The sequence below is a fragment of the Streptomyces sp. TN58 genome (genome assembly GCF_001941845.1).
Lineage (GTDB): Bacteria > Actinomycetota > Actinomycetes > Streptomycetales > Streptomycetaceae > Streptomyces.
The window spans coordinates 6,593,419-6,616,210 of sequence record NZ_CP018870.1 but is presented as its reverse complement, the minus strand read 5'-3'; the positions used below and the strand labels follow the sequence as shown (position 1 = coordinate 6,616,210).

The following is a 22,792-nucleotide window of genomic DNA, read 5'->3' as shown; positions in this document are numbered from 1 at the left end:
ACTGCCACCTCCCATCACGGACTATCATTAAAAAATGGGTAAAAACGAGCATGAGACTGGGCCGCAAGGCGTGCTTGTCTGCCCGGCCTGCAAGCATCGCGTCGACACCGTGATCAAGCGACGACACAAGACACTCGGGGTCTTCGTCCCCGTGTGGGAGCCGGGTCCCTGCCGCAATCCGGACTGCCCCGAGTACGCGGAATACCCGGAGCACACCCCGCGCCACCACTACCCGTAGGCCCTACGGCGGGCGTCGAGGGCGGCCCGACCTGACCGACGCGCGGTGCGCGTCCGGGGCAGGCGGTCCGCCATGGCCGATGATCGACCCGACCACTCCGGTTACGGCGCGAGAGGACGGCCAGCGCAGTGGCAGAACATCCGGTGATCGGCTACCTGGTCTGGGCCGCGCTGTTCGGCGCGATCTTCGCGTGGGAAGGCATCGGCCTGCTCCGGCCGGACGACGGCTTCCCCACCCTCAGCGACGCGACCAGGGCCGTCATGAGCTACCCAGTGGGCCGCTGGGCCCTGTTCGCCCTGTGGCTGTGGTTCGGCTGGCACACCTTCGTACGCGGCTGGCACTTCCTGCTCCAAGAACCCTCCTGAGACCGGCCGGGGAAAACCATGCTGCCGGTCTCCCTCAACATCACTCTCATGCTCACCGGCTATGCCATGGTCATGACCTACCTCGGCCTGGGTCTGCTCATGCTCCGCCGCCGCCCCGAGCGGTCCTGGGTGCCGGCGCGACGGCTCGCTCCTGGCGGGGCCAGACACGGCTGGCTCGCACTGGTCCGCCAAGTGGTAGGCACCGCGGTCGGTGGATACGCGGTGCTGATAACGGTGGCACTCTGCTACTACCAGGGCGTCGCCCACCTTGGGGGCCGCTTCCTGTGGAGCGCGGCCACCGGCACCATGCTGCTGACAGCGGTCGCCCTGCCCGTCTTCTTCCTCGCCTCATGGTTCGCCACACGCCGACGTGGTTAAGGCAGACGCCGCGTGCACACTCCCGCGTCACCTCCAACGAACGTGCGTCACGCTGTGGAGTTGGCACCGTGTCACGAAGCCCACGCCAACATCCCCCCGATTGCCGTTCGCCCGGTTCAGGCGCCTGAGGCAGGCGCCTCCACCGGCAGACCGCGGGCAGTGACAACTCGGGCGCTGCCGTCGGACAGCCGGTAGGACAGGCCCACCACGGCCGTCCGCCCGGCGGTGACCTGATCGGCGAGCACCCGGGAGCGGTCCAGAAGGAGGTCCACGGTGTGCCGTATGTGCTCGGCGATGATGTCGTCGTCCGCGGTGAGCCCGGCGGCGCGGGCGGCAAGGATGCTGCGGGTGACCCGCTCGATGACGTCGCGTACGTACCCGGTGGTGCCGATGCCGTCGGCCACGGCGGCACGCGCGGCGGCGACCGCGCCGCACGAGTCGTGGCCCAGTACCACGACGAGCGGGCAGTCCAGCACGTTCACGCCGTACTCGATGCTGCCCAGCACCTCCGGCCCGGCCACGTGGCCCGCGGTGCGGACCACGAACAGATCCCCCAGGCCCCGGTCGAAGATGATCTCGGCGGCCAGCCGTGAGTCGGAGCAGCCGAAGAGCACGGCGAACGGGCGCTGGACAGGTGCGGTCTCGGCGCGGCGCGCGGCGTCCTGGTTGGGGTGCTGCGGTGTCCCCGCTACGAAGCGATGGTTGCCGGCCAGCAGCAGCTCGGAAGCTTCGGACGGAGTCAGCGGCGGTGCGTCAGTCATGGCCGCAGGGTACGACCAGGCACACCTGATCACTTCGCGGGGTCCGCCAAAAGCGGCGGGGATGTGGAAGACCGGGGCTGGGTGCCCTTATCTCACCGGCTATCCCCAGACGCCGGGCGAGAGCCGCTTCCAGCTGGAGCCTCAGCGCGCGGCGAATTCCCTCCCCCGGGGAGGGCAGGTCGCGCCGGGCACCTGCGCAGCGTCCGGCGCCCGGTCGCCGACGCCCTGTTCACCGTGGACCGCCACTCCGTCCACAAAGATGCCGCAATCACGACGCCCGCCGAACGGGTGGTCCGGTGGATCGACGGTGCTGCCCTGCACCGCCGCCGACGGGCCAGGTCACCCAGCGTCCTGGAGGCCGGGTGCCACCCTCCGCAGGCGCTCGGCGCTGGTCGCGCCGGCGCGCTTGAGGATGGGGACCGAGCCGGTGAGGTCCACGATCGAGGAGGCGACGGCGGCCTCGGTGGGCTCGCCGTCGAGGTAGACGGCGACCGAGTCGCCGAGCATGCCCTGAGCGGCATCGCAGTCCTGCGGGGACGGAAGTCCGGTCAGGTTGGCGCTGGAGACCGCCATCGGCCCGGTCTCGGTGAGCAGGTCGAGAGCCACCGGGTGGGACGGCATCCGAACCGCGACCGTGCCGTGGGTCTCCCCCAGGTCCCAGGTCAGCGAGGACTGGTGACGGGCGACCAGGGTCAACCCGCCCGGGTCCTGACGTGCGACCACGGCCGCGTCCTGGAGCCCGGACCGCCACAGCGGTTCTTCGAAGCCCCTGAGCACGAACGGACCCGGTCCTTCCTACGCTGGGCTCTGATCCTCTTTTTTGGACAGGTGCGTTGGACCCGGTGGCCGTGCCGTGCGCGTCTTCGCCCTCCTCCGGGTCTACGCCGTCGGGTCCCGGGTAGTCGCCTAGTGCGAAGGTGAAAGTGGGCCAGCGCTATACATCCTGGGAGGAGCGATGCGCACGCAGCTGATCGGCGTCCTCTCCGCGGCCGTCATCCTCCTGGTGTTCCGGATGATCCGCGGGTCACAGCTCACGGTCGCCATGGACCTACCGCCGCGGAACGTGATCACCAAGGACGATGTCGTCGCGCCCCTGCTCTCCAGGCTCCCGCTGAAGAGGCTCCGGTTCTACGATGCCCCGCCCCCTGTCAGCCGCCCTTCGGCACCGCGTACCGCGCGGAACGTACGCCGATGACCCCCGGATGGCGGCCGCTGCCACAGGCCGAGCAGCCGACACCGATCGAGGATCACGGACTCATAGGCGACGGAACGACCTGCGCCCTGGTCGGCCGTGACGGGTCGATCGCCTTCCTGTGCGTACCGCGGTTCGATTCGCCGCCGCTGGTGTGCCCGTTGCTGGACCGGGACCGGGGTGGGGACTTCCGGCTGACCGTCGCGGGAGCCACCCACAGTCGGCAGCGCTATCTGGCGGGCACCGGTGTTCTGGTCACGGAGATCCGGTCGGCCGACGGTACCGTGGAGATCACGGACGGTATGCGTCTGAAGCACGGCGCGATACTGGAAGAGGATGCCCCGGCCGGCACGGGAACCCTGATCCGTCTGGTGCGCGTGCTGCACGGCCGGCCGGATGTCTCCCTTCGCTTCGAGCCGCGGGGCGGGGCCGTCGTCGCGGGGTCCGCCGAGGAGCTGCGGATGCGATGCCCTCGGCAGGGCGTGGATGTCGTGCTCCGGAGTTCCCGCCCGCTGCCGCGCCGGCCCGGAGTGCCCCTCTCGGAAGGAGAGCGCCTGTGGATCGCACTCCAGTGGCGCCCGCCCGCCGGTGCACTGGGGAAGGTGGACGACGACCCGCTCGCCGACACCGTGCGACGGTGGCGGACCTGGTCCGGCCACCTCGTCCAGGACGTGCCCCAGCGCCGGCTCGTCCACCGGTCCGCCATCACCCTCAAGCTCCTCGACCACTTCGCCAACGGCGCCATCGTGGCATCGGCCACGTCCTCCCTGCCGGAGCGGATCGGGGGCGACCGCAATTGGGACTACCGGTACGCCTGGGTCCGGGACGCCGCGTACACGGTCTTCGCGCTGCGCAGGATCGGCCTGCCCATGGAGGCCGGCGGCTTCCTGACATGGGTGCTGGACGCCGTGGACGCGTCCGGGGGTCCGCGCGTCGTCTACGACATCGACGGGCGTCCCGCACCCAGGGAAGCCGTCGACCCGGACCTGGCGGGCTACCGCGGGTCGAAGCCCGTGCGTTGGGGCAACGACGCCGCCCGCCAGACGCAGCACGACGTCTACGGCGAAGTCCTGGACTGCGCCTTCCAATGGGCGGCGACGGGCGGGACCTTCGCCCCGGGACTCTGGCACCGGCTCACCGCTCTCGCGGAGGCCGCTCGCACCGCATGGGCCCGGCCCGACCACGGCATCTGGGAGGTCCGGTCAGCGCCGCGGCCCTTCACCTATTCCGCCGCGATGTGCCAGGTGGCCCTGGACCGTGCAGCACGGCTGTCCCGCCGTCTGGGTCTGCCCGGTGACGCCGACGGATGGGATGCCGACGCCGAGGCCATCACCCGTCACATCTTGGAGGCTGCCTGGGATCCGGCACAGCGGGCCCTGACCGAACACCTCGCCCCGAACGGGGGGCTGGACGCCTCTCTGCTCGCGCTGCCGCTGCGCCGGGTCCTGCCCGCCGACCACCCGAAGATGGTCGCGACGTGCCAGGCGGTGGCCGAACGGTTGGACGCGGGCGGCGGGCTCCTCTACCGCTATCTGCCCACGGAATCCCCGGACGGGGTGGGAGGACCGGAAGGTGCCTTCCTGCTGTGCTCCTTCTGGCTGGTGGACAACCTGGTCGGACAGGGCCGGGTCGGGGAGGCCGTGGAGTTGTTCGACCGACTGTGCACATACACGAACGAACTCGGCCTCCTCCCGGAACAACTCGCACCCGGTGACGGGTCGTTCCTAGGGAACTTTCCTCAAGGGCTCAGTCATGTTGGGCTCATATCGTCGGCGGTGCTGCTCGCCCGGACGACGCACGGCCTCATCCCCGACCTGTCGACCCATGCCTGGTTCTCGTGATCGGAGCAGGCCACAGGGACCATACAGGCCCCTATCGCTCTCCCTCCTGGCCGGCCAAAGCCGTCACGACTCCCGTCAGGAAGAGGCTCAGGCCTATCACCAAGAGGGAAAAGCCCCGACCCAGCAGGACGTACGTTGCCGCTCCCAGGCAGGTGATCGGAAGGCCGACGACCAACGAGAACGAGGCCGAGACGCCGTTCGGCCGTGACCCAGCGGTAAAGGGCTGCACGACAGATGCGAAAACGCATCAGCCCGCGCTCCCCATCGGGCCCGCCCGGAGGGAGCAGGACGCCGCACGTACCGTACAGGTCAACGCGACCACGGGCAGGGGCGGCAGAACCGTCGTAATACCCAGCGCTGTCGCGTGCATCATGGGGCTTCCGTTCGTCGGCGCCGTTCCGGAATCAGGCGTTCAATGCCGGCCTCGGCGGCCCGCTCGCCCGCGTCGCGTCGGGCCTCCAACTCGGCGCGGGTAAGCGGCGGCCGGTGGCACAGGCCTCACGGAGGAGGTCCGCGCTGCCCTCCAGATACTCGTCCGTCGTCCGCTGCTCGTCGCTCAACCTTCGCCCCCTGCATACCCGTCACCGGCCGAGGGCCAGCCTGCCATGCCCCGACCACGGAAGGCTTCGGCGGTCAGGCATCAGCAACCGCTCGACAGTACGGAGCGCGACTCCTAGCCACCGCCGATCGCAGCGCTTCGCCCACCGCCTTCTCTCCGGCTGCTGTCTGCCCGCCGACCGGTTCTCTGCTGTCAGGCGGGCAGGAGCGCTACGAGTCACGGGAGGGATAAACAACGACCCCGGGTAGCGGGCTCGGTCAGCGTTGCCGCGCGGCGACCCACAAGGCGAGCAGCGCGGCAATGGCCAGCACCGCCATCGGCGTCTGCAGCGAATCCCGCCTCGAATCCAGGTACATCGCAAGGCCGGCCCCGCTCACCACGACACCGAAGGCCAGCAGCGGTGCGGCCGGGCCGATCGGGGATGGGCGCGACATCATGTCTCCTGACAGGTGGCGGGCAGCAGCCGCGAGGTTGGCCCCATGCAGAACAGGCCAGGTGCATGCTCGCACGGGGCGGTCCCGCTTACGGCAACGTCGGCCCCTCAGCTTCTCCGCCCTACCACCTCAGACGCCCCCACGGGGGAGGGCTGTGCTGGGAACGAAGACTCACCGCCCGACGGGCCCTCCGATATCTGCGCCGCCGTCCGCTGGGCCTGCTGCGGGGCCTGATCCTGGCGATGGTCCCCGGCTCGTTCGAGGAACCGCAGCAGTTCGACGGGGAAGGGCAGTACCAGGGTCGAGTTCTTCTCGGCGGCCACGGCGACGACGGTCTGCAAAAGCCGCAGCTGGAGCGCGGCGGGCTGTTCGGACATGACCGCTGCAGCCTGGGCGAGCTTCCTGGACGCCTGGAGCTCGGCGTCTGCGTTGATCAGCCTGGAGCGCCGCTCGCGGTCCGCCTCGGCCTGCCGGGCCATGGAGCGCTTCATACCCTCGGGCAGGGAAACGTCCTTGATCTCCACCCGGTCGATGTTCACGCCCCATTCAACGGCCGGACTGTCCATCATCAGCTCCAGGCCCTGGTTGAGCTTCTCCCGGTTGGACAGGAGCTCATCGAGGTCGCTCTTGCCCAGGATCGAGCGCAACGAGGTTTGCGCCATCTGGGAGACGGCGAAGCGGTAGTCCTCCACCCGGATGATCGCGTCCACCGGGTCGACGACCTTGAAGTAGATCACCGCGTCCACACGCACGGTGACGTTGTCCCGGGTGATGCCGTCCTGCGCTGGCACTGGCATGGTGATGATCTGCATGTTCACCTTGCGCAACCGGTCGACCACGGGAACGACCATGGTGAACCCCGGCCCGCGGATCGAACCCATCAAGCGGCCGAAGCGCAGCACGACCCCGCGTTCGTACTGCCTGATCACCCGGGCTGCGGCCGCCAAATACAGCACCGCGCCGATACCCACCAGCATCAGCAGTCCCTGCAGCATGGCGATCACCAACAATCGGGAAATTTTACTTCTTCTTGGCATTCTTCCCACACAGGGCGAGCGGTAGACATTCAGGGGGCCACCCGGCGGGCGACGTCCCCGGACACAGCGCCGGCAGAAGAACCGGGAGGCCGACGGGCGTCCAGCGCTCCTGACCCGGGTGAGGGTGGCGCTCGCGACCGCGAGGGCAGCCGTTGCGGGTTGGTCTTCCTGGTCGCTGCCGCATCGTGGCCCTCACCACGCTTCCGCCACGAGCCGAGAGGAGACACGTCGAGCATCCGCTAGTTGGCTGTCCGTGACGGAGAGCGCCCGGCCGGCGCAGGAGGCGGCGAGCTGCGCCGTGCCGAAGGGGACGTCGAAGCGGCCGCACCAGATGGAGACGCTGGTGTAGTCGGAAGGCTTCATGTCGGCCGGGATCTCGTAGTTCTGGTCACCCCTGTTGCCCTTGAGCTTGCCCAGGCTGACGTTATGGCCGTTGGCGGAGACGTCCCAGCCCTCCTCGCCCGGCTTCACCCGGGGCATCGGTATACCAGACACGCAGGTCCGGGCCGTTGCTGGCGTCCAGGCCCTCCAAGCGGAGGGTGTGCGAGCCGTCGGCGAGGCGACGATCTTCGCGGCGCCGGTGGTGGGGTGCTCGTGACTGATGAAGGAGCCCTGGGCCACTGTCTGCGGCGTGTCCGTGCGGAAGAGGCGGGGGCCGAGCCTATGCCCGGGGCCGAAGGCATGGGCGCCGGGGGCCGCCGGGGCGGCCAGCTACATCCGCGGCCGCCTTCGGGGTTCCGTTTCCGGACAGCGGACACTCGGCGGGTTTCAGCCGTCTTGGAGCGGAACTCGTGCCGAAAACGTCATGGCCTTCGTGATCAACTCCGATGACGATTCGCACGTCTGTACAACCATCTCTGTTCTCAGGAGTTGACAGCGTGCGCAGATCAACCAGAGCGCTCGGACGGGCGCGGGGGCCCGTCCGGGGCAACCGTCTGGCCGTCCCCCTCTCCCTACTCCTGCTCTCCGGAGCGGGTCTCACCGCTGGCCTCGCCGGCCCGGCGGCCGCAACACCCCCTGCATCGGCCGCAGTCGGCGCCCCGGCTGCCCAGGCCGGCCAGGACCGGGAAGCAGCCCTGGCCCGGCCCGCACAGGCTCAGGGCCGCCGAATCGAGGTCACCGGCGCGCGGACCGAGAACACCACCCTGTGGGCCAACCCCGACGGCACCATGGCGGTCGAATCCCACGCCGGTCCCGTCCGGTACCGCGAGAACGGCCGTTGGGTCGACATCGACGTCTCGCTGGTGAAGGCGGCCGACGGTACGGTCCGGGCCAAGGCGCACCCACGCGGGCTGAAGCTCGCCGGCCGGAACGGCGCCGCGGGCGGCGACCTCGTCACCCTGGGCCAGGGCGAGCACGCCGTGACCCTGGGCTGGCCGGGCGCCCTGTCCGAGCCGGTGCTCGAAGGCCCCAAGGCCACGTACATGGACGTCCTGCCCGCCACCGACCTGGTCGTCGAGGCAACCCGGACCGGTTTCGAGCAGTACCTGGTCGTCAAGGACCGGGCGGCGGCAGAGCCCGCCGCCACCTTCACCCTCCCGGTGAAGGCCACGGGCATCAAGGCCGCCCTGCAGAGCGACCGTACCGTGGCCCTCACGGACAGCAGGACCGGCCAGGCGGTCGGGAAGCTGCCGAGCGCCTACATGTGGGACGCCTCGCGCGACCAGCGCGGGCGGGCGGAGAGCAACCGGGCCGCGGTCGGGCTGGACGTCGTACAGAAGGCGTCCGGCTTCGATCTCAAGGTCACGGCGGACAAGGGCTTCCTTGCCGATCCCGCCACCAAGTACCCCGTCACCATCGACCCGGCGGTGTACTTCGGCCAGAACTTCGACACCTTCGTCCGCAACGGCGACACCGGGGACAACTCCGCTAACATCGGGCTCGAGGTCGGCCGGGCCTGGCAGAAGACCGAGGCGCGCTCCTTCGTCAACTTCCCGCGCAACGGGTCGGTCACCGGCCAGGACGTGCTCAACGCCGAGCTGAACCTGTACTCGGTGTGGTCCGACTCCTGCGAGCCCCGCTCCTGGGAGATCTGGGACACCGGGACGGCCGACGCCGCCACCCGCTGGTCCACCCAGCCCGCCTGGCGCTCGAAGGTCACCTCCTCCACTCAGACCTACGGACACGGTGACTGCGGCCCGCGCTGGCTGTCGGAGGACATCACCCCGCTCGTCAAGCAGTGGTCCCAGATCACGCGCGACGTGGACACGGTCGGCCTGCGGGCGACGGACGAGACCGACTACAAGTCGTTCAAGATCTTCGCCTCGGGCGACGCGCCCGCCAACCCGCCGTCGATCCTGGTGACGTACGAGACCCCGGCCGACCCGGTAAAGGACCACGTCGTCTACTGGAACGACGTGCTGCAGGCCACGTACAAGACGGCCGGCGGAGCCCCCGGCCCGCTGGCCCGGGCCGGCGCCATGATGCACGGCGCGATCTACGACGCGGCCAACTCCGCCCGCTGCGCCGAAGGCGCCACCAAGTGCCTCGGCGCCCCTTACCTCACCAAGGCGACCGCCTCCAACGGCGCGCTGCCGGACGTGAACAGCGCCATCGACCACGCGGCCTACGAGGTCCTGAAGTCCGTCTACCCGGACCCCAAGTTCGGCTTCGACACCGCGCTGGAGAACGCGCGCTCCACGATCCCTCCGGCCGTCACCGCCGAGCAGCGCGCGGCGGGCACCGAGGTGGGCCAGAAGTCTGCCACCGCGATGATCGCCGCCCGCCAGAGCGACGGCTCGGCGCCTGTCGCGCCGTACACGGGCAGCACGGTCGCCGGCAACTGGCGTCCGACGAGCACCGACCCGTCAGGGGCTCCCGTCAACGGCGCTACTCCTCAGTGGGGCACGGTCAAGCCGTTCGGCATGACCGCGGGTTCCCAGTTCCGCCCGGCCGGACCGGCCGGCCAGACAATCATGGACACTCTGCTCAAGAGCCAGCCGTACACGGACCAGTTCAACGACGTCAAGAGCCTGGGCCGCGCCGACTCCACCGCCCGGACGGCCGATCAGACCCAGGCCGCACTGTTCTGGGCCAATGACCTCGACGGAACGTACAAGCCGCCGGGCCAGCTCTTCGAGCACACCCAGATCCTCTCCCGCCAGCAGGGCCTGACGGTCGCCGGCAACGCGAAGCTGTTCGCGCTCACAGCGTTCGCCATGGCCGACGCGGCGGTGACTGCCTGGGACGCCAAGTACCAGACCGATATCGACCTGTGGCGGCCGGAGAGCGCGATCCGGGTGGAGGGCGACGGCAATCCGAACACCGTCGGCGACACGAGCTGGCAGCCGCTGTCCCAGGACCGCAACGGCAAGCACTTCAGCCCTCCGTTCCCCGCCTACATTTCCGGTCACGCCACCTTCGCCGGTGCCTGGGCCAGGGTCATGCAGGACTGGTTCCACACCGACCAGATGACATGGACCGCGACCACCGAGGACCCCAACGCACTCGGCGTGACCCGTACGTTCACCAGCTTCTCGGCCGCGGCCACGGAGAACGCGGTCGGACGGGTCTGGCTCGGCGTGCACTACCGGTGGGACGGGACCGACGGCGTCGCGGCCGGCGGCCAGGCCGCCGGATACGTCACCGCGAACAGGCTCAAGGCCAACACGGCGGCCGACTGGGTCAAGTACGACGACCTGAACAACCTCGGCGGCTGCGAGGCCCAGGGCAAGCGCCTGGTCGCCGAGCACCGCTGGGCCTCGTACCAGTGCACCCAGATCGCCCCGCCCGAGCCCGGCCACACCCTCTACGTCAAGTAGCGCCCCCATGAGGAAGAGAGACACAGCCATGCGCGTGTGGAACAAGCCCTTCCGGGGCCGGCCCGGCCGGGCGGCCCTCGCGGTCGCCGCGGCCCTGGCCCTGGCCGGCGCGGCGGCGCCGATCGCCCTCGCCGGATCGTCGAACGGCGCGGCCGCCCAGGCCCTGAAGGACAAGCCCGACCTGCTGCTGCAGACCCCGGCAGCGCCACGGATATCCGGCGGCCCTTACGCCGGGTTCCAGTTCTGCGGCGCGGCCGCCGAGCCGGTGGTCACCAGCGGCTCCCCCACGCTCGCCGCGACCCTGGAGTCGGTGGCCCCGCCCGGCACCGTCGAGACGCCCGGCTCGGCCGGCCCTCGCCGGAAGGTCGCCTTCGAGGTGGCCACGGCCGACGGCACTCAAGTCCTGCGCAAGCAGCTGACCAGCGACACCAGCCACGACGCCGCCTACCAGGTGCCCGACGGCAAGCTCAGCAACGGCGACTACCGCTGGCGCGTGCGCGTCAAGGACGGAAAAACCGGGTCCGAGTGGACCGCCTGGTGCGCGTTCACCGTACGCCGCGCCTGACCTGGGCCCAGACATGAGCGAGGGCCCCACCGCGATCGGTGGGGCCCTCGACCTGTTCGCCGGCTACGGACCGACCTGGTGCCGGTCGGCAAGGGGGCGGCACCAGGCCCGCTCAGGCGAGTGCGTCCAGGGCTGCGCGAGGACGCCGGCCGATTCGGCGCGAGTGGTGCAGTCGGTGTCGACGAAGGCCGGGTGCGCGCATGGCCCGCGTTGGACCGGTGGAGGTCGATGCCAAGCCCTCGTACACGGCCCCAGGTCCTCGGGCAAGTCGAAGGCGAGGCCGTACTGCGTGGGGTGTCGCAGCCAAGGTCGCTCAACACGTCGAACGCCAGCTCGTCTCTGCGAATGTGAGGGACTCGTCGGGGATCTGCGGGGAGACGGCCACCAGGTGGGCGCCGCGGGCGGTGATGTCGTCGCGGTGCCGCTGCAGCGAGCGGATCACGCGCAGATTCGCGCCGTTTGCCAGGAGGGCCAGGATGTCGGCTGCGGAATCCGGGTCGACTCCCCCGGCGAGCTGCCGCTGCCGTTGTGCTCCCGTGCCGGCGCGGACGCCCAGCAGCTGCGGACAACCGTGGCGGCGGCGATCACCGCTGTGGCTCGCAGAGTCTGACCACTCCTCACTGACACAGGCTTCTTAGAGCGGCCGGCGACGTCCGAGAGCCGTTCAGCGGGGTTCGGGCCGGTGCTCGGTGATCCAGCGGGCGGCGAGCAAGCCGGAGGCGGCGGTGAGGACTGCGGCGGCGACGACGGTGGCGTTGAGGCCGAGGGTGTCGGCGAGGACGCCGGCGACGAGGGCGCCGGCGGCGTAGCCGATGTCGCGCCAGAACCTGTATGTGCCAAGGGCGTTGGCTCGCCAGGCCGGGTGAGCGTGGTCCGAGATGGACGCGATGAGGGCCGGGTAGACCATGGCCGTGCCCAAGCCGAGTGCGACGGCGGAGAGGACGCCTGCGAGAAGCGGGTTGTCCAGCAGGGCTAGGGCGAGGACGAAGCCGCCGGCCTGGACGAGCATCCCGTAGACGATCAGGGGTTTGCGGCCGATGCGGTCGGCGAGGTGGCCGGTGGGGATCTGCCCGAGCCCCCACAGGATCGGGTAGAGGCCCTTGATCAGGCCGACAGCGGCGAGCCCGAGGCCGTGGTCGGTGAAGAGCAGGGGGAAGACGCCCCAGGTGAGTCCGTCGTTGAGGTTGTTGATCAGTCCGGCCTGGCTGGCGCCGCGCAGGGAGCGGTTGCGCCAGGAGGTGCGGGTGAAGGTGGCCTTCAGGCCGGTGTCCTCGTCGGTGGGCAGGGGCCTGGTGTGGTGGGCGAGTTCGAGGGCGACGTGGGCAGCGGTGTCGCGGACGACGAGGGCCAGGGCGAGGCCCGCGACGACGAAGACGACGCCGATGAGCTCGGGGACCGGGCGCAGGCCGTAGCTGGTCGCGAGGTAGCCGGTGAGCAGTGCGGTGACGCCGACGGCGGTGTAGCCGGCGGCCTCGTTCAGGCCGGTGGCGAGTCCGCGGCGTGACGGGCCGACGAGGTCGATCTTCATGTTGACGGTCATCGACCAGGTCAGACCCTGGTTCAGGCCGAGCAGGACGTTGGCCGCGACGATCCAGCCCCACGACGGCGCGTAGGCGAGGGCGAAGGGGACGGGGATTCCGATCAGCCAGCCCGCGACGAGGAGTTGCTTGCGGCGGAAGCGGGCGGTCAGGGCCCCGGCGGCGAGGTTGGTGAGGGCCTTGGTGAGACCGAAGGCGATGATGAAAGAGAAGATCGCCAGGTCGCTGGTGAGGCCGAAGGTCTCGGAGCCGATGAGCGGGACGGTGGTGCGTTCCAGGCCGACCAGGCCGCCGACGCAGATGTTGACGATGACCAGCAGGGTGAACTGGAGCCGGTTCTCGCGCAGGCCGAGGCGTACCGGACGGCTGGAGGCGTTCGTCGGCACCGTCGAGTTGGGGGCGGTCTTCACGAGTGCGTGTCCTCCGTGCCCTGGACGAGCTGCTCGCCATGGGCGGCGGCGTAGTCGGCCGGTCCACCGTCGAGCACGGCGACACCGGTGTGACCGGCGCGTTCGAGGAGGCTGGCGGCGGTCATGGCGCGCTCGCCGTGCCCGCAAGCGATGACCGCGCCCTCTGGAGCGTCCGCGGCCATGCGGGTGAGGCCGCCGAGTTCGATGTTGAGCGCGCCGGGAACGTGACCGGCGGCGAATTCCGATTCCTGCCGCACGTCGACATAGGGGCGGTTATTCGTCCGGTCGGCGGTGACGAAGGACGTGGTGGCCAGCTTATGGCCAGCAGCGGCCCAGGCGCTGGTCCCGCCAGCGAGGCGGCCGGCGAGGCGCTCGTACCCGATCTTGTACGCCTGCCAGACGAGCTCGCCCAGGTCCTGGGCCTCGCCCGTGACGAAGGCGAGCGGCGCGGTGTCGGGCAGGAGCCAGCCGAGCCAGGTGGCGAACTGGCCGCGCAGCGGGATCGACAGGGAGCCGGGGACGTGACCGGCGGCGTAGTCGGCTGCCGGGCGGACGTCGACGACGTGGCCGCCGTCGGCTATCAGCGCCCGGACCTGCCGCGCGGACAGGGCGGGCAGCGCGGGGTCCGCCGTCAGCACCGCCGGGCCGCGCCGGTTGAGCTCGCCGAGCCGGTCGAAGTAGGCGGGGTAGCTGCCGAGACTCTCGATCAGCTGGGCGACGAAGGTGTCCTCGTCGGGCGCGGCCAGCAGCGGGTTCGCCTGCTTCTGCACGCCGATCGTGGAGGTGCGTGCGGTCCCGGGAGGAGCGGAGCAGAAGGATCCGGCACCGTGCGTGGGCCATACCGCGGTGCTGTCGGGCAGCTCGGTCAGCCGACGGAGGGACCAGTACTGGGCGCGGGCGAGTTCCTCGGTGCGGTCGGTGCCGAGGAGGTCGGTACGGGCGGCGGAGTTCACGATCAGCGAGCCGCCCGTGAAGACTCCGAGCTCCCGGTCGCCGTCGAGCAGCAGGAAGGACAGGTGCTCATCGGTGTGCCCGGGGGTGGCGAGCGCGCGCAGGGTCAGACCCCCGAGGTCGACCTCGTCGCCGTCGGCCAGGCCCCGGTGGCCGAAGGCCCGCCTACCCGCGGCAGAGGCCAGTATCGTCGCGCCCTGGTCGTGGCCGAGCTGGACGGCGCCGGAGAGGAAGTCGGCGTGCAGGTGAGTATCGGCCGCGTAGGCCACCGTCAGACCGCGCCGCTCCGCCGCAGTGTGCAGGGCGCGCAGATCACGGCTCGCGTCGACGGCGAGAGCGCGGCCGGCGCCCAGGTCGATGAGGTACGCGCTGTTGCCCAGCCCTTCGTCGATCAGCGGGCTCAGGTGATCGTCGGCGAAACCCATCACGGTGTCCTTCCCGGAGCGCGCGCCGGGCAGAGGAGCGTCACCGCCGCCCGGCTTCAGTTACAGTAATCCATAGATATTTGGAGGAAGCAATGCGGGACGTTACCAAGAGCGGCAGCAAGGCCGCGCTGTATGACGCGTTCGCGGCCAGCGGCAAGGCGCTGGCCAGTGGGAAGCGTTTGGAGCTGCTCGATCTGCTGGCCCAGGGCGAGCGCACCGTGGATGCGCTCGCGAAGGCCGCCGGGCTGAACCTGACCACCGCATCGGCGCATCTGCAGACGCTCAAACAGGCCGGTTTCGTCGCCACCCGCCGTGAAGGCGTACGGATCCACTACCGGCTCGCCGGAGACGACGTCGCCCAGCTCTTCGCCCTGCTGCGCAAGGTCGCCGACCGCCATCAGGCCGCCGTCCCCGCCGCCCGGAACGCCTACCTGGGCATCGACGGCGCCGCCGAGGTCACCCACGAAGAACTGCTGGCCCGCGTCGAGGCCGGAAACGTGGTGGTGCTCGACGTACGGCCGGTGGAGGAGTACCTCGCCGGACACATCCCCGGCGCGCTCTGCATCCCCGCCGCCGAGCTGTCCGACCGCATCGTCGAGCTGTCCGAGGAAACCGAGGTCGTCGTGTACTGCCGCGGCGAGTACTGCGCGCTCGCTTACGACGCCGTTCGGCTACTGACCGACCAGGGGCGGCGGGCGATCCGGCTGAATGACGGCATGCTGGAGTGGCGCCTGGCCAACATGCCGGTGCACGTCGGGGCGAGGGCGTGAACACTCTCCCCGGCGACCTGCCGCCGCATCCCGCGCTCGTCGGCGGGCCGGTCTACCTCGACTACAACGCCATCACCCCGGTCGACCCGCGGGTGGCCGAGGCGATGCTGCCGCACCTGACCGGTTTCTTCGGCAACCCCTCCAGCAGCCACCCGTACGGCACCGAACCCCAGCAGGCACTCGCCAAGGCCCGCGCTCAGGTTGCCGCGCCGATCGGGGCCGACGCTGACGGGACGGTGTTCACCAGCTCCGGTTCCGAGGCGGATCTACTCGCGATCCGCGGCGCGGTCCTGGCCTCGGGCCGGCCGCGCCCGCACATGCCGACAGCCAGTACGTATGGAGCAATCCAAGTGCGCCGTCATCGAGAGCACTGTCACCAACCGTCCCCTGGGCCTCGCTGGCTGCGGATAGCACGCCCGTCCCCACGCCGAGACTTCCAGGTAGCTCCGCACCATTCAGTCCCGGGCCCGGGAAGCGGCTCGCGCAGCATCGGATCTTGTCAGCTGAGCCGCACCTCCGGCTCAGATTCGGGAATGCGCTGCTGGGGCTGTCCTGGGTGGGCTTAGCGTGCCAAGATCGGTGTCACGTTCGGTGAGCTTGGGTACACCAGGGGGAATCATGGCGGAGAAGGTGGACCCGTTCGAGGCGTCCGCCTCGGCTATCGGCTACGTGTATCAGCTGCGCCAAGCTCTGCACCTCTGCGTCGGTCATCACGGACGGGGGCTTGAGTGGTCGGTAGCAATCGAGGCCGGGGACGACATAGAAGAGGTCTCGAACTCGGGCACGGTCTACTACCAACTCAAGCACAGGGCGCCGGGGGTCAGCCTCACAGATGCCAGCACAGACCTATGGAAGACCCTGCGGATCTGGGCTCACGCCATCACCGGTGACCGACTGGACCTTGATGAGACGGATCTGGTTCTGCTTACCACTGCCGAGCTGCCCAGCGGCTCGGTCGGCAACATGCTGCAGCCCATGGCTTCTGGCTGCCGGAACGAGGACAGTGCCCTCGCCGCGCTGGCAGCAGCGCGAGAGACTTCGACGAACAAGGACTTGAAGAAGGCCTTCGAGGCGTTCGACAAGCTGACGGACAGCCAACGGCAACGCATGGTCGGCCGCATCCAAGTGTTCGGCAAGGCTCCCAATGTGGACGCGGTTGAAGATCTGCTGCTGGAACGGGCCGTCACGGCCGTCGGCCACCAGTACGCGCGCCCATTCCTGAGCCGGCTGGAAGGCTGGTTCTTCCAGCGCACCATCCGCCAGCTACGGGCCCAGGACATGGACGCGATCAGTGGCAGCGAGTTCGACCAGATGTTCACCGACCAACGCAATCAGTTCCGACCGGAGAACCTGCCGATCGACGAGGACATCGCCACCCTTGAACCGAACCTCTCGAAGTACACCGACCATGCCTTTGTTGGTCAGCTGCTTCTGATCGACATCAGTAGCTCGCGCATCAGCAGGGCCGTCCGAGACTACATGAGAGCCTTCACTCAGCGCTCTCGCTGGTCCGACGAGAACCTCCTGCTGCCAGGCGAGATCAGCCGCTACGAGCGCCGGCTCGTCGAAGAGTGGGAAGAACTCTTCGAGGAGATGCAGGACGAGCTCGGTGCTGAGACAGCAGAGACCGAGAAGGTGGCTGCAGCGAGAAAGATTTACCGGTGGGCGATGAGTGAGGCGCAGAGGCGCATCCGCCCGGACTGTGACGAGCCGTTCGTATCGAAAGGCTCATTTCACATGCTGGCAGACGACTACCGGGTGGGCTGGCACGTCGACTTCGGAGCCAGACTGATGGCGGTGCTGGAGCCCGTGGAGGCCGCCTCGAAATGAGCAAGTTCGCCAACCTCAGCCGTGAAGAGCGGGCGCTGTACAACCCAGCTTTCACGGCCGTGCTCACTGCCCGGGCAGTACAAGGGCACGAGGTTCAGTACAGCCAGCCCTGCCCTATTCCTATTGCCGTACTCAGTGCCGTCATGGCTCTGCAGCCGGCGATACGTGACCGGCTACCCAGGACGACCGGCACCGGGCTGAACCGCTGGCTGGAAGAGAACAGGGCCGTCAAGGTGAATATGACGCAGAACGCCACCGCGCTGGCTGCCGTCGTCCGCCCCGGTCTACTGATGGCCCTGCAAACCGCGCTGGTGCGCTGCACCGATCAGGGGCTCCTGTTCCTTCCAACCGGTCGGCTGAAGAGGGTCGTCACCGGGCGGACCGAAGAAGTCATCGCCATCCAGCAGGCAGCGCACATGCTGGGTCGGTGGCTACCCAGCACAGGAAGCATGAGTACTGTGATGACCCTGCTAGGAGTTCGGCCGTGACTTTCCAGGTCAGCGCCATCTCGATCTACAGCGCAGACGGACGGATCCGCACCGTGCTGTTCAAGGCCGGACAGATGAACATCATCACCGGGGACTCACGACGCGGGAAGAGCGCCCTGCTCAACATCATCGACTACTGCCTAGCCAGCGACGACTACGGCATCCAGGGCGCCACACTGCGTAATTTCGTACGAGTCTTCGCCATCACTCTCGTCAAGGGCGATCAACAGCTCTTCGTTGCCCGGCCGGCGCCCCCAGCCAAAGCAGGCGCCCCGACCACGATGTGTGTCATCTCCCAGGCCTATGGTGCAGAACCCCCGCCTCCACCCGAACTTACATTCGCGACCCCGCTCGATATCTCCAAAGCCCTTCTCTCGGACTTCGCAGGCATCGACCACACGCTGAGAATCCCGGCGGTGCGCAGCGCCAAGCCCATCCCGCCCTCCGTCCGGCACGCCCTGTTCTTTTGCCTTCAGAAGCAAAACGAGGTGGCCAATCCGGACCTGCTCTTCCACGGGCAGAGCGAAGACTTCCACCGGGCGGCAATCAGGGCGATGTTGCCGTACTTTCTGGGTGCTGTAGACCCCGAGCGAGCGCTGCGCGAACACAATCTGCGGCTCCTACGCCGGCAGCTGGCCGACATGGAGAATGCACTTGCCGCCGCCCGCACCATGGGCCCGGCTTCTGGCCAAGCCCGCGCCTTGCTCACTGAGGCCATAGAAGCAGGCTTACTTGCCCCGTTGCCGGGAGGCCACGCCCTGCTGACGGCCACACAGGTGCTCATGGGACTGCGCCGGGCAGCAGTCAACGCGGTTCCCGACGCGAGCCCTTCAGGGTCCGAGGACCCTCTGACGGCTCTGACTGAGCACCGCAGGGGGCTTCGCCAAGCCCACGGCCGCGCCCGAGCACGCATCTCCAACCTCAAGCGGATCGCCCAGGAGAACGACGAGTTCCTCGGCCAGGCCACCGAGCAGCATGCTCGCCTAGCCACCCTCGGCCTCCTCCCAGATCCCCGGACTACCGAGGAGGAACAGGGCGGGCAGTGCCCTATGTGCGGCAGCTCGACACCCCAGCCCGGTCAAATCTTCGACCTCATCCAGCAGGACCTAGCCCGGCTGGACTCCGAGATGACAACCATCGGTAGCAGCACCCCCGACATCGCGGCGCTGATCGCCGCGGAACAGAACACGCTGCAGGAACTACGCGCCTCTCTGGCCCGTAATCAGGAGGAGATTGACACCCTGACCGCAGGCCAGCGATTCACGGCTGGCCAGAATGACCCCCTGCGGCGTGCTGCCGTGGTGCAAGGCCGCATCAGCCTCTTCTTGGAGACGGTCGCCCGCCATGAGCAGGGCCCCCAGGTGATCGACCGACGCGAGGACATCGTCGTGAAGATCACGGAACTGGAGGAGCAGCTCGGCACAGCTGTCCAAGACGACCGGCTGAGCAGCTCCACCTCCCTGGTCAGCGCAAAGATCAAGGACAAGGCGATCAGACTTGACCTGGAGCATCGCGAATCCCCGATCCGGCTGGATCCGCGGGCACTGACGGTCGTGGCTGACACCACGCGCGGGCCGCTTCGCCTGCCCGAGATCGGAGGTGGGGAAAACGCGATGGGGTATCACGTGGCGACCATGCTCAGCCTGCACGAATGGTTCTGCGAACAGGGCAGCCCCGTCCCTCGCTTCCTCATCCTCGATCAGCCGTCCCAGGTGTATTACCCCGAAGACGCCAACGACGGCACCCCTGTGACTGACCGGGCCGCGCTACTGAACCTGTACAAGACAATCCAGCGCACCATCGAAGCCTTGCAAGGCGAGTTCCAGGTAATCGTCATGGAACACGCCGACCTCGACGAGGAGCCCTTCCGCAGCGCCGTTCAAGCCCGCTGGAGGCGCAGTAACGGCGACGCCCTGGTTCCACATGACTGGATCACAGATGAGATCAACGAGGACGTAACCAGCTGAACCATCTCCACATGGTTCGGCAAGGGCCAGCTCCGGCACGATGCAAGCCGCCCCAAGCAAGCAGGACACGGAAAGCGAGTCCTACGACGCTCCGGGCAACGCCTCCACCACAAGAGCCGTGCGCAACCGCTCCTAATCAGCGCCCGCCGTGGACGAACGGGTAGGCGTCTGCCGGGGTCCCGGTCAGGGAGGCCGTTGGTACGGCCGAGCACCCACCGCTTTGTTGGCTGCCCACAACGCCATGCGCTGGCCGCCGCACCAGCATGAAAGCGCGCTGCATCCTCGCAAGAGAGTTCACCTGGCGCTGTCCGCGACAGCCGAAGGGTCCAGAACTGGGCCCCTCGGCGCGACGTGCTACTCCTGGGAGGCCCGCCTTAGCGATCCTACGGGAATCTAACTACTCGTCAGTAGAGTCAGCAAAGGGTCAGCATTCGTTCGACTAGACCTGACCACAGCCTGATCCATATGAGACTCGACCTCAAGATCCAGAAGCTACTCCAGAGACCGTGTCGACCTCTGACAGACCTCTGGAAGCGGAACCAAACGGCAGTCACTACGCTCGGCTCCACCGTGATGACATCAGCGCAGCTCAGCGCACCCTTCCCCTAGGCTTCAGGCGAGTTGGGGGGAGTTCCGGGGCAGGAATCGGATCGCCGTCGTAGCCCTTCACCTCGCCGAAACGGCTGCCGTTCATCCAGTCCTCCCGGGCCTGTGCGATATCCTCTTGGGACCGTCCGATCCAGTTCCAGAACATCACGATCTCCTCCTCGAACGGCTCGCCGCCCAGGAGCATCAGGCCCGCGTCCGAGGTTGCGCGCAGGGGGAGTTCCGTGCGGCCGCAGCCGAGGTAGAGCATCGAGCCCGGGAGGACCGGGACGCCGTCGACGTGGGCTTCGCCCGACATCGACAGGACGGCGTACTCGAAGTCCGGGTCGAGCGGGAGGCGGGTCTGCGTGCCCGCCGCCAGGGCCAGGTCCGCGCCGACGATCGGGGTGTACGCCGTGCCGGGTGAGGTCGCCGTGTCCAGGGTGCCGAGGATGACCGTCGCCGTCAGGCCCGGGGCCGTCACCTGCGGCAGGTCCGCGTGGTGCTGGAAGTGCGGGTCCACGTTGCGGTGGGCGTCGGGCAGGGCGACCCACAGCTGGGCCCCGTGCAGGAAGCGGGCGTGCGGGCGCGGGCTCTCCTCCGAGTGGCTGATGCCGCGGCCGGAGGTCATCAGGCCCAGCTCGCGCGGGCGGATCGTCTCCAGGCTGCCGACGCTGTCGCGGTGCAGCACCTCGCCCTCGTGGAGCCAGCTCACCGTCTGGAGCCCCGCGTGCGGGTGCGGTGCGACCTGCATGCCGGGCTCGTCGGCGATGTCGTCCGGGCCGTAGTGGTCCACGAAGCACCAGGCGCCCACCATGCGGCGGCCCAGGTTCGGCAGGAGTCGGCGTACCTCGGTGGACTCCCCGAGCTTGACCGTGCGCGGGCTGAGGAGCTCGCGCACCGGCTCGGCCACGACGAAACCGCGGCCGCCGCAGGCGGAGAGAGCGGGCTGACGATCGAGATTGCTCATGCGCACAACGTAGCCCCGAGGGGGTGGCCGCGGTGAGTGGAATGTTCCGGCGGCCGGACGTGTTGGAGGCTGCGGACGAACCACCTGAACGGCAGAAGGGACGCGATGAACGCGCCGACGGGGTATTTCGGGCACGGGACGGCGGCCGAGCGCTGGGCGCGCGCCCAGTTGTTCTTCGACGCGCGCGAGTACACGACGGCCGCCCGCATCCTGGAGCCGCTGGCGGGCGAGGCGCCCGAGCAGCTGGCTCCGCGCCTGCTGCTGGCCCGCGCGTACTACCACTCGGCGCAGCTCTCGCGTGCCGAGCGCGAGCTGCGCGCCGTGCTGGAGCGGTGGCCGGTGGAGGACTACGCCCAGCTGATGCTCGGCCGCACGCTGGAGCGGCTGGGGCGGCCCGGAGAGGCCCGCCCGTACCTGCGGATGGCCGCCGCGATGGCCGGCGAGTTCCCCGAGTAGCGCGCGCGTGCGGGGCCGGGCGGCCGACTCGGTTAGCCTGGGGGCACGATGAACCGTCTGACCACGCCTTTCGGCTCCTACGAGCTCACCCGCTTCCCCGAGGACCCGCGCGACCGGCTCCGGGCCTGGGACGCCGCCGACGAGTACCTGCTGCGCCACCTCGACTCCGGTACGGGAGAACGCGGTCCGGTGGACCTGGCCGGCGCCGGGCAGATCACCATCCTCGGTGACCGCTGGGGGGCGCTGACGACGGCACTGGCCGCGTTCCGCCCGACGCAGATCACCGATTCGTACCTGTCGCGGGCCGGTACCGCGGCCAACCTGGACCGGGCCGGGATCGGCACCGCCAAGTCCACGGTGCGGCTGCTGACCACGCAGGACCCACCGCCCGAGCGGATCGACGTACTCCTCGTGCGGGTACCCAAGAGCCTGGCGCTGCTGGAGGACCAGCTGTACCGGCTGGCGCCGCACGTGCACGCGGGCACCGTCGTCGTCGGCACGGGCATGGTCAAGGAGATCCACACCTCCACGCTGAACCTCTTCGAGAAGATCCTCGGGCCGACCAGGACCTCGCTCGCCGAGAAGAAGGCCCGGCTGATCTTCTGCACGCCCGGCGGCGCCGCAACGGCCGCGCGGGGCGAGGACCCGTGGCCGGTGACGTACAAGCTGGACCAGGACGCGGGGTCGGGCGCCGGACTGACCGCCGTCAACCACGCCGGCATCTTCTGCGCGGACCGGCTCGACATCGGCACCCGCTTCTTCCTGCAGAGCATCCCGACGAACACGGACGGCGCCCGGGTCGTGGACCTGGGCTGCGGCAACGGCATCGTCGGCACCGCCGTAGCCGTCGCGGACCCGCGGGCCGAGGTCGTGTTCACCGACGAGTCCTACCAGGCCGTCGCCTCGGCGAAGGCCACGTTCCGCGCCAACGTGCACCGCGAGCGCGAGCGGGCCGACTTCCTCGTGGGTGACGGCGTCGCCATGCTCGACCCGGGCTCGGTGGACCTGATCCTGTGCAACCCGCCCTTCCACTCCCACCAGGCCACGACGGACGCGACGGCGCTGCGCATGTTCGCCCAGTCGCGCAAGGTGCTGCGGCCGCGCGGTGAGCTGTGGGTCGTCGCCAACCGGCACATGGGCTACCACACGCACCTGCGCCGGCTCTTCGGCAACAGCGAAGTCGTCGCGAGCGAGCCGAGGTTCGTGGTCCTGCGGGCGGTCAAGGAGGACCGTCCGCGTTCCGCACGCCCTATGTGACCTGCCGGTACGTC

The 22,792-nt window shown here is 69.2% G+C and carries 22 protein-coding genes and 1 pseudogene; 14 read left to right on the top strand and 9 right to left on the bottom strand.

Annotated elements, in window-relative coordinates; genetic code table 11:
- The first annotated feature begins 109 nt into the window (after window positions 1-109).
- The 3 genes from BSL84_RS37675 (at window position 110) to BSL84_RS29790 (ending at window position 981) form a co-directional block, all read left to right on the top strand.
- A complete protein-coding gene (locus BSL84_RS37675) occupies window positions 110-238 on the top strand; it encodes a hypothetical protein (protein WP_324616556.1) in 129 nt (42 codons plus the stop codon).
- A 128-nt stretch (window positions 239-366) separates the two neighbouring features.
- Window positions 367-603 carry a DUF6186 family protein gene (locus BSL84_RS29795; protein WP_159393583.1) on the top strand — a complete coding sequence of 79 codons (237 nt, stop codon included), beginning with the start codon at window positions 367-369 and terminating at the stop codon, window positions 601-603.
- A gap of 18 nt (window positions 604-621) precedes the next feature.
- Entirely contained in the window at window positions 622-981 is a 360-nt protein-coding gene (locus BSL84_RS29790; RefSeq protein ID WP_075971565.1) for a DUF6256 family protein, read from the top strand.
- A gap of 116 nt (window positions 982-1,097) precedes the next feature.
- Here BSL84_RS29790 and BSL84_RS29785 read toward each other — a convergent pair whose 3' ends face one another.
- Window positions 1,098-1,742, bottom strand: a complete 645-nt coding sequence (locus tag BSL84_RS29785) for a carbonic anhydrase (RefSeq protein WP_075971564.1) — start codon at window positions 1,740-1,742, stop codon at window positions 1,098-1,100.
- A 339-nt stretch (window positions 1,743-2,081) separates the two neighbouring features.
- Window positions 2,082-2,447 (bottom strand): annotated as a pseudogene (locus BSL84_RS29780) (L-threonylcarbamoyladenylate synthase); the annotation flags it as partial.
- A 250-nt stretch (window positions 2,448-2,697) separates the two neighbouring features.
- Between BSL84_RS29780 and BSL84_RS29775 the strand changes: the two are divergent.
- Together BSL84_RS29775 and BSL84_RS29770 are read left to right on the top strand one after the other, a co-directional pair.
- On the top strand, window positions 2,698-2,937 hold the full coding sequence (locus tag BSL84_RS29775) for a hypothetical protein (protein ID WP_075971563.1): 240 nt from the start codon (window positions 2,698-2,700) through the stop codon (window positions 2,935-2,937).
- Complete coding sequence (locus BSL84_RS29770) at window positions 2,934-4,775, top strand: glycoside hydrolase family 15 protein (protein ID WP_075971562.1); 1,842 nt, start codon at window positions 2,934-2,936, stop codon at window positions 4,773-4,775. Before BSL84_RS29775 ends, BSL84_RS29770 begins: the two co-directional genes overlap by 4 nt.
- Window positions 4,776-5,591: 816 nt before the next feature.
- On the opposite strand, the gene BSL84_RS29760 is transcribed toward BSL84_RS29770, so the two are convergent.
- From BSL84_RS29760 to BSL84_RS29750, 3 genes are all read right to left on the bottom strand, one after another.
- Window positions 5,592-5,771, bottom strand: a complete 180-nt coding sequence (locus tag BSL84_RS29760; RefSeq protein WP_075971560.1) for a hypothetical protein — start codon at window positions 5,769-5,771, stop codon at window positions 5,592-5,594.
- Between the two features lie 104 nt (window positions 5,772-5,875).
- Window positions 5,876-6,763: a slipin family protein gene (locus tag BSL84_RS29755; RefSeq protein WP_079273504.1), complete on the bottom strand. Its 888-nt coding sequence runs from the start codon at window positions 6,761-6,763 to the stop codon at window positions 5,876-5,878.
- Window positions 6,764-6,997: 234 nt separating this feature from the next.
- Window positions 6,998-7,426 carry a DM13 domain-containing protein gene (locus BSL84_RS29750; RefSeq protein ID WP_075971559.1) on the bottom strand — a complete coding sequence of 143 codons (429 nt, stop codon included), beginning with the start codon at window positions 7,424-7,426 and terminating at the stop codon, window positions 6,998-7,000.
- Window positions 7,427-7,683: 257 nt separating this feature from the next.
- On the opposite strand from BSL84_RS29750, the gene BSL84_RS34990 reads away from it, so the two are divergent.
- Window positions 7,684-10,566 (top strand): DNRLRE domain-containing protein, encoded by a 2,883-nt coding sequence (locus BSL84_RS34990; RefSeq protein WP_075971558.1) that lies wholly within the window; start codon window positions 7,684-7,686, stop codon window positions 10,564-10,566.
- A 7-nt stretch (window positions 10,567-10,573) separates the two neighbouring features.
- Window positions 10,574-11,131 (top strand): hypothetical protein, encoded by a 558-nt coding sequence (locus BSL84_RS29740; RefSeq protein WP_159393582.1) that lies wholly within the window; start codon window positions 10,574-10,576, stop codon window positions 11,129-11,131.
- A gap of 313 nt (window positions 11,132-11,444) precedes the next feature.
- On the opposite strand, the gene BSL84_RS37525 is transcribed toward BSL84_RS29740, so the two are convergent.
- The 3 genes from BSL84_RS37525 to BSL84_RS29725 form a co-directional block, all read right to left on the bottom strand.
- A complete protein-coding gene (locus BSL84_RS37525; protein WP_267894054.1) occupies window positions 11,445-11,573 on the bottom strand; it encodes a hypothetical protein in 129 nt (42 codons plus the stop codon).
- 222 nt (window positions 11,574-11,795) lie between these two features.
- Window positions 11,796-13,079: an MFS transporter gene (locus BSL84_RS29730; RefSeq protein ID WP_079273343.1), complete on the bottom strand. Its 1,284-nt coding sequence runs from the start codon at window positions 13,077-13,079 to the stop codon at window positions 11,796-11,798.
- On the bottom strand, window positions 13,076-14,455 hold the full coding sequence (locus tag BSL84_RS29725; protein ID WP_075971555.1) for an MBL fold metallo-hydrolase: 1,380 nt from the start codon (window positions 14,453-14,455) through the stop codon (window positions 13,076-13,078). Before BSL84_RS29725 ends, BSL84_RS29730 begins: the two co-directional genes overlap by 4 nt.
- 92 nt (window positions 14,456-14,547) lie before the next feature.
- Here BSL84_RS29725 and BSL84_RS29720 point away from each other — a divergent pair, with 92 nt between their 5' ends.
- Genes BSL84_RS29720 through BSL84_RS29700 form a run of 5 tightly spaced genes read left to right on the top strand, consistent with a single transcriptional unit; the run spans window position 14,548 to window position 19,510 of the window.
- Window positions 14,548-15,225 (top strand): ArsR/SmtB family transcription factor, encoded by a 678-nt coding sequence (locus tag BSL84_RS29720; RefSeq protein WP_075971554.1) that lies wholly within the window; start codon window positions 14,548-14,550, stop codon window positions 15,223-15,225.
- A complete protein-coding gene (locus BSL84_RS29715; RefSeq protein ID WP_079273342.1) occupies window positions 15,180-15,791 on the top strand; it encodes an aminotransferase class V-fold PLP-dependent enzyme in 612 nt (203 codons plus the stop codon). Before BSL84_RS29720 ends, BSL84_RS29715 begins: the two co-directional genes overlap by 46 nt.
- A gap of 52 nt (window positions 15,792-15,843) precedes the next feature.
- Complete coding sequence (locus tag BSL84_RS29710; protein ID WP_075971552.1) at window positions 15,844-17,055, top strand: ABC-three component system protein; 1,212 nt, start codon at window positions 15,844-15,846, stop codon at window positions 17,053-17,055.
- The gene (locus tag BSL84_RS29705) at window positions 17,052-17,543 is read left to right on the top strand and encodes a three component ABC system middle component (RefSeq protein WP_075971551.1); all 492 of its coding nucleotides are present in this window, start codon (window positions 17,052-17,054) and stop codon (window positions 17,541-17,543) included. Before BSL84_RS29710 ends, BSL84_RS29705 begins: the two co-directional genes overlap by 4 nt.
- On the top strand, window positions 17,540-19,510 hold the full coding sequence (locus tag BSL84_RS29700) for a DUF3732 domain-containing protein (protein WP_075971550.1): 1,971 nt from the start codon (window positions 17,540-17,542) through the stop codon (window positions 19,508-19,510). The genes BSL84_RS29705 and BSL84_RS29700 overlap by 4 nt, the downstream gene beginning before the upstream one ends.
- A 589-nt stretch (window positions 19,511-20,099) precedes the next feature.
- On the opposite strand, the gene BSL84_RS29695 is transcribed toward BSL84_RS29700, so the two are convergent.
- The gene (locus tag BSL84_RS29695; protein WP_075971549.1) at window positions 20,100-21,065 is read right to left on the bottom strand and encodes a pirin family protein; all 966 of its coding nucleotides are present in this window, start codon (window positions 21,063-21,065) and stop codon (window positions 20,100-20,102) included.
- Window positions 21,066-21,170: 105 nt separating this feature from the next.
- Here BSL84_RS29695 and BSL84_RS29690 point away from each other — a divergent pair, with 105 nt between their 5' ends.
- On the top strand, window positions 21,171-21,521 hold the full coding sequence (locus BSL84_RS29690; protein ID WP_045321141.1) for a tetratricopeptide repeat protein: 351 nt from the start codon (window positions 21,171-21,173) through the stop codon (window positions 21,519-21,521).
- Between the two features lie 48 nt (window positions 21,522-21,569).
- Window positions 21,570-22,778 carry a methyltransferase gene (locus BSL84_RS29685; RefSeq protein ID WP_075971548.1) on the top strand — a complete coding sequence of 403 codons (1,209 nt, stop codon included), beginning with the start codon at window positions 21,570-21,572 and terminating at the stop codon, window positions 22,776-22,778.
- Window positions 22,779-22,792: the final 14 nt, after the last annotated feature.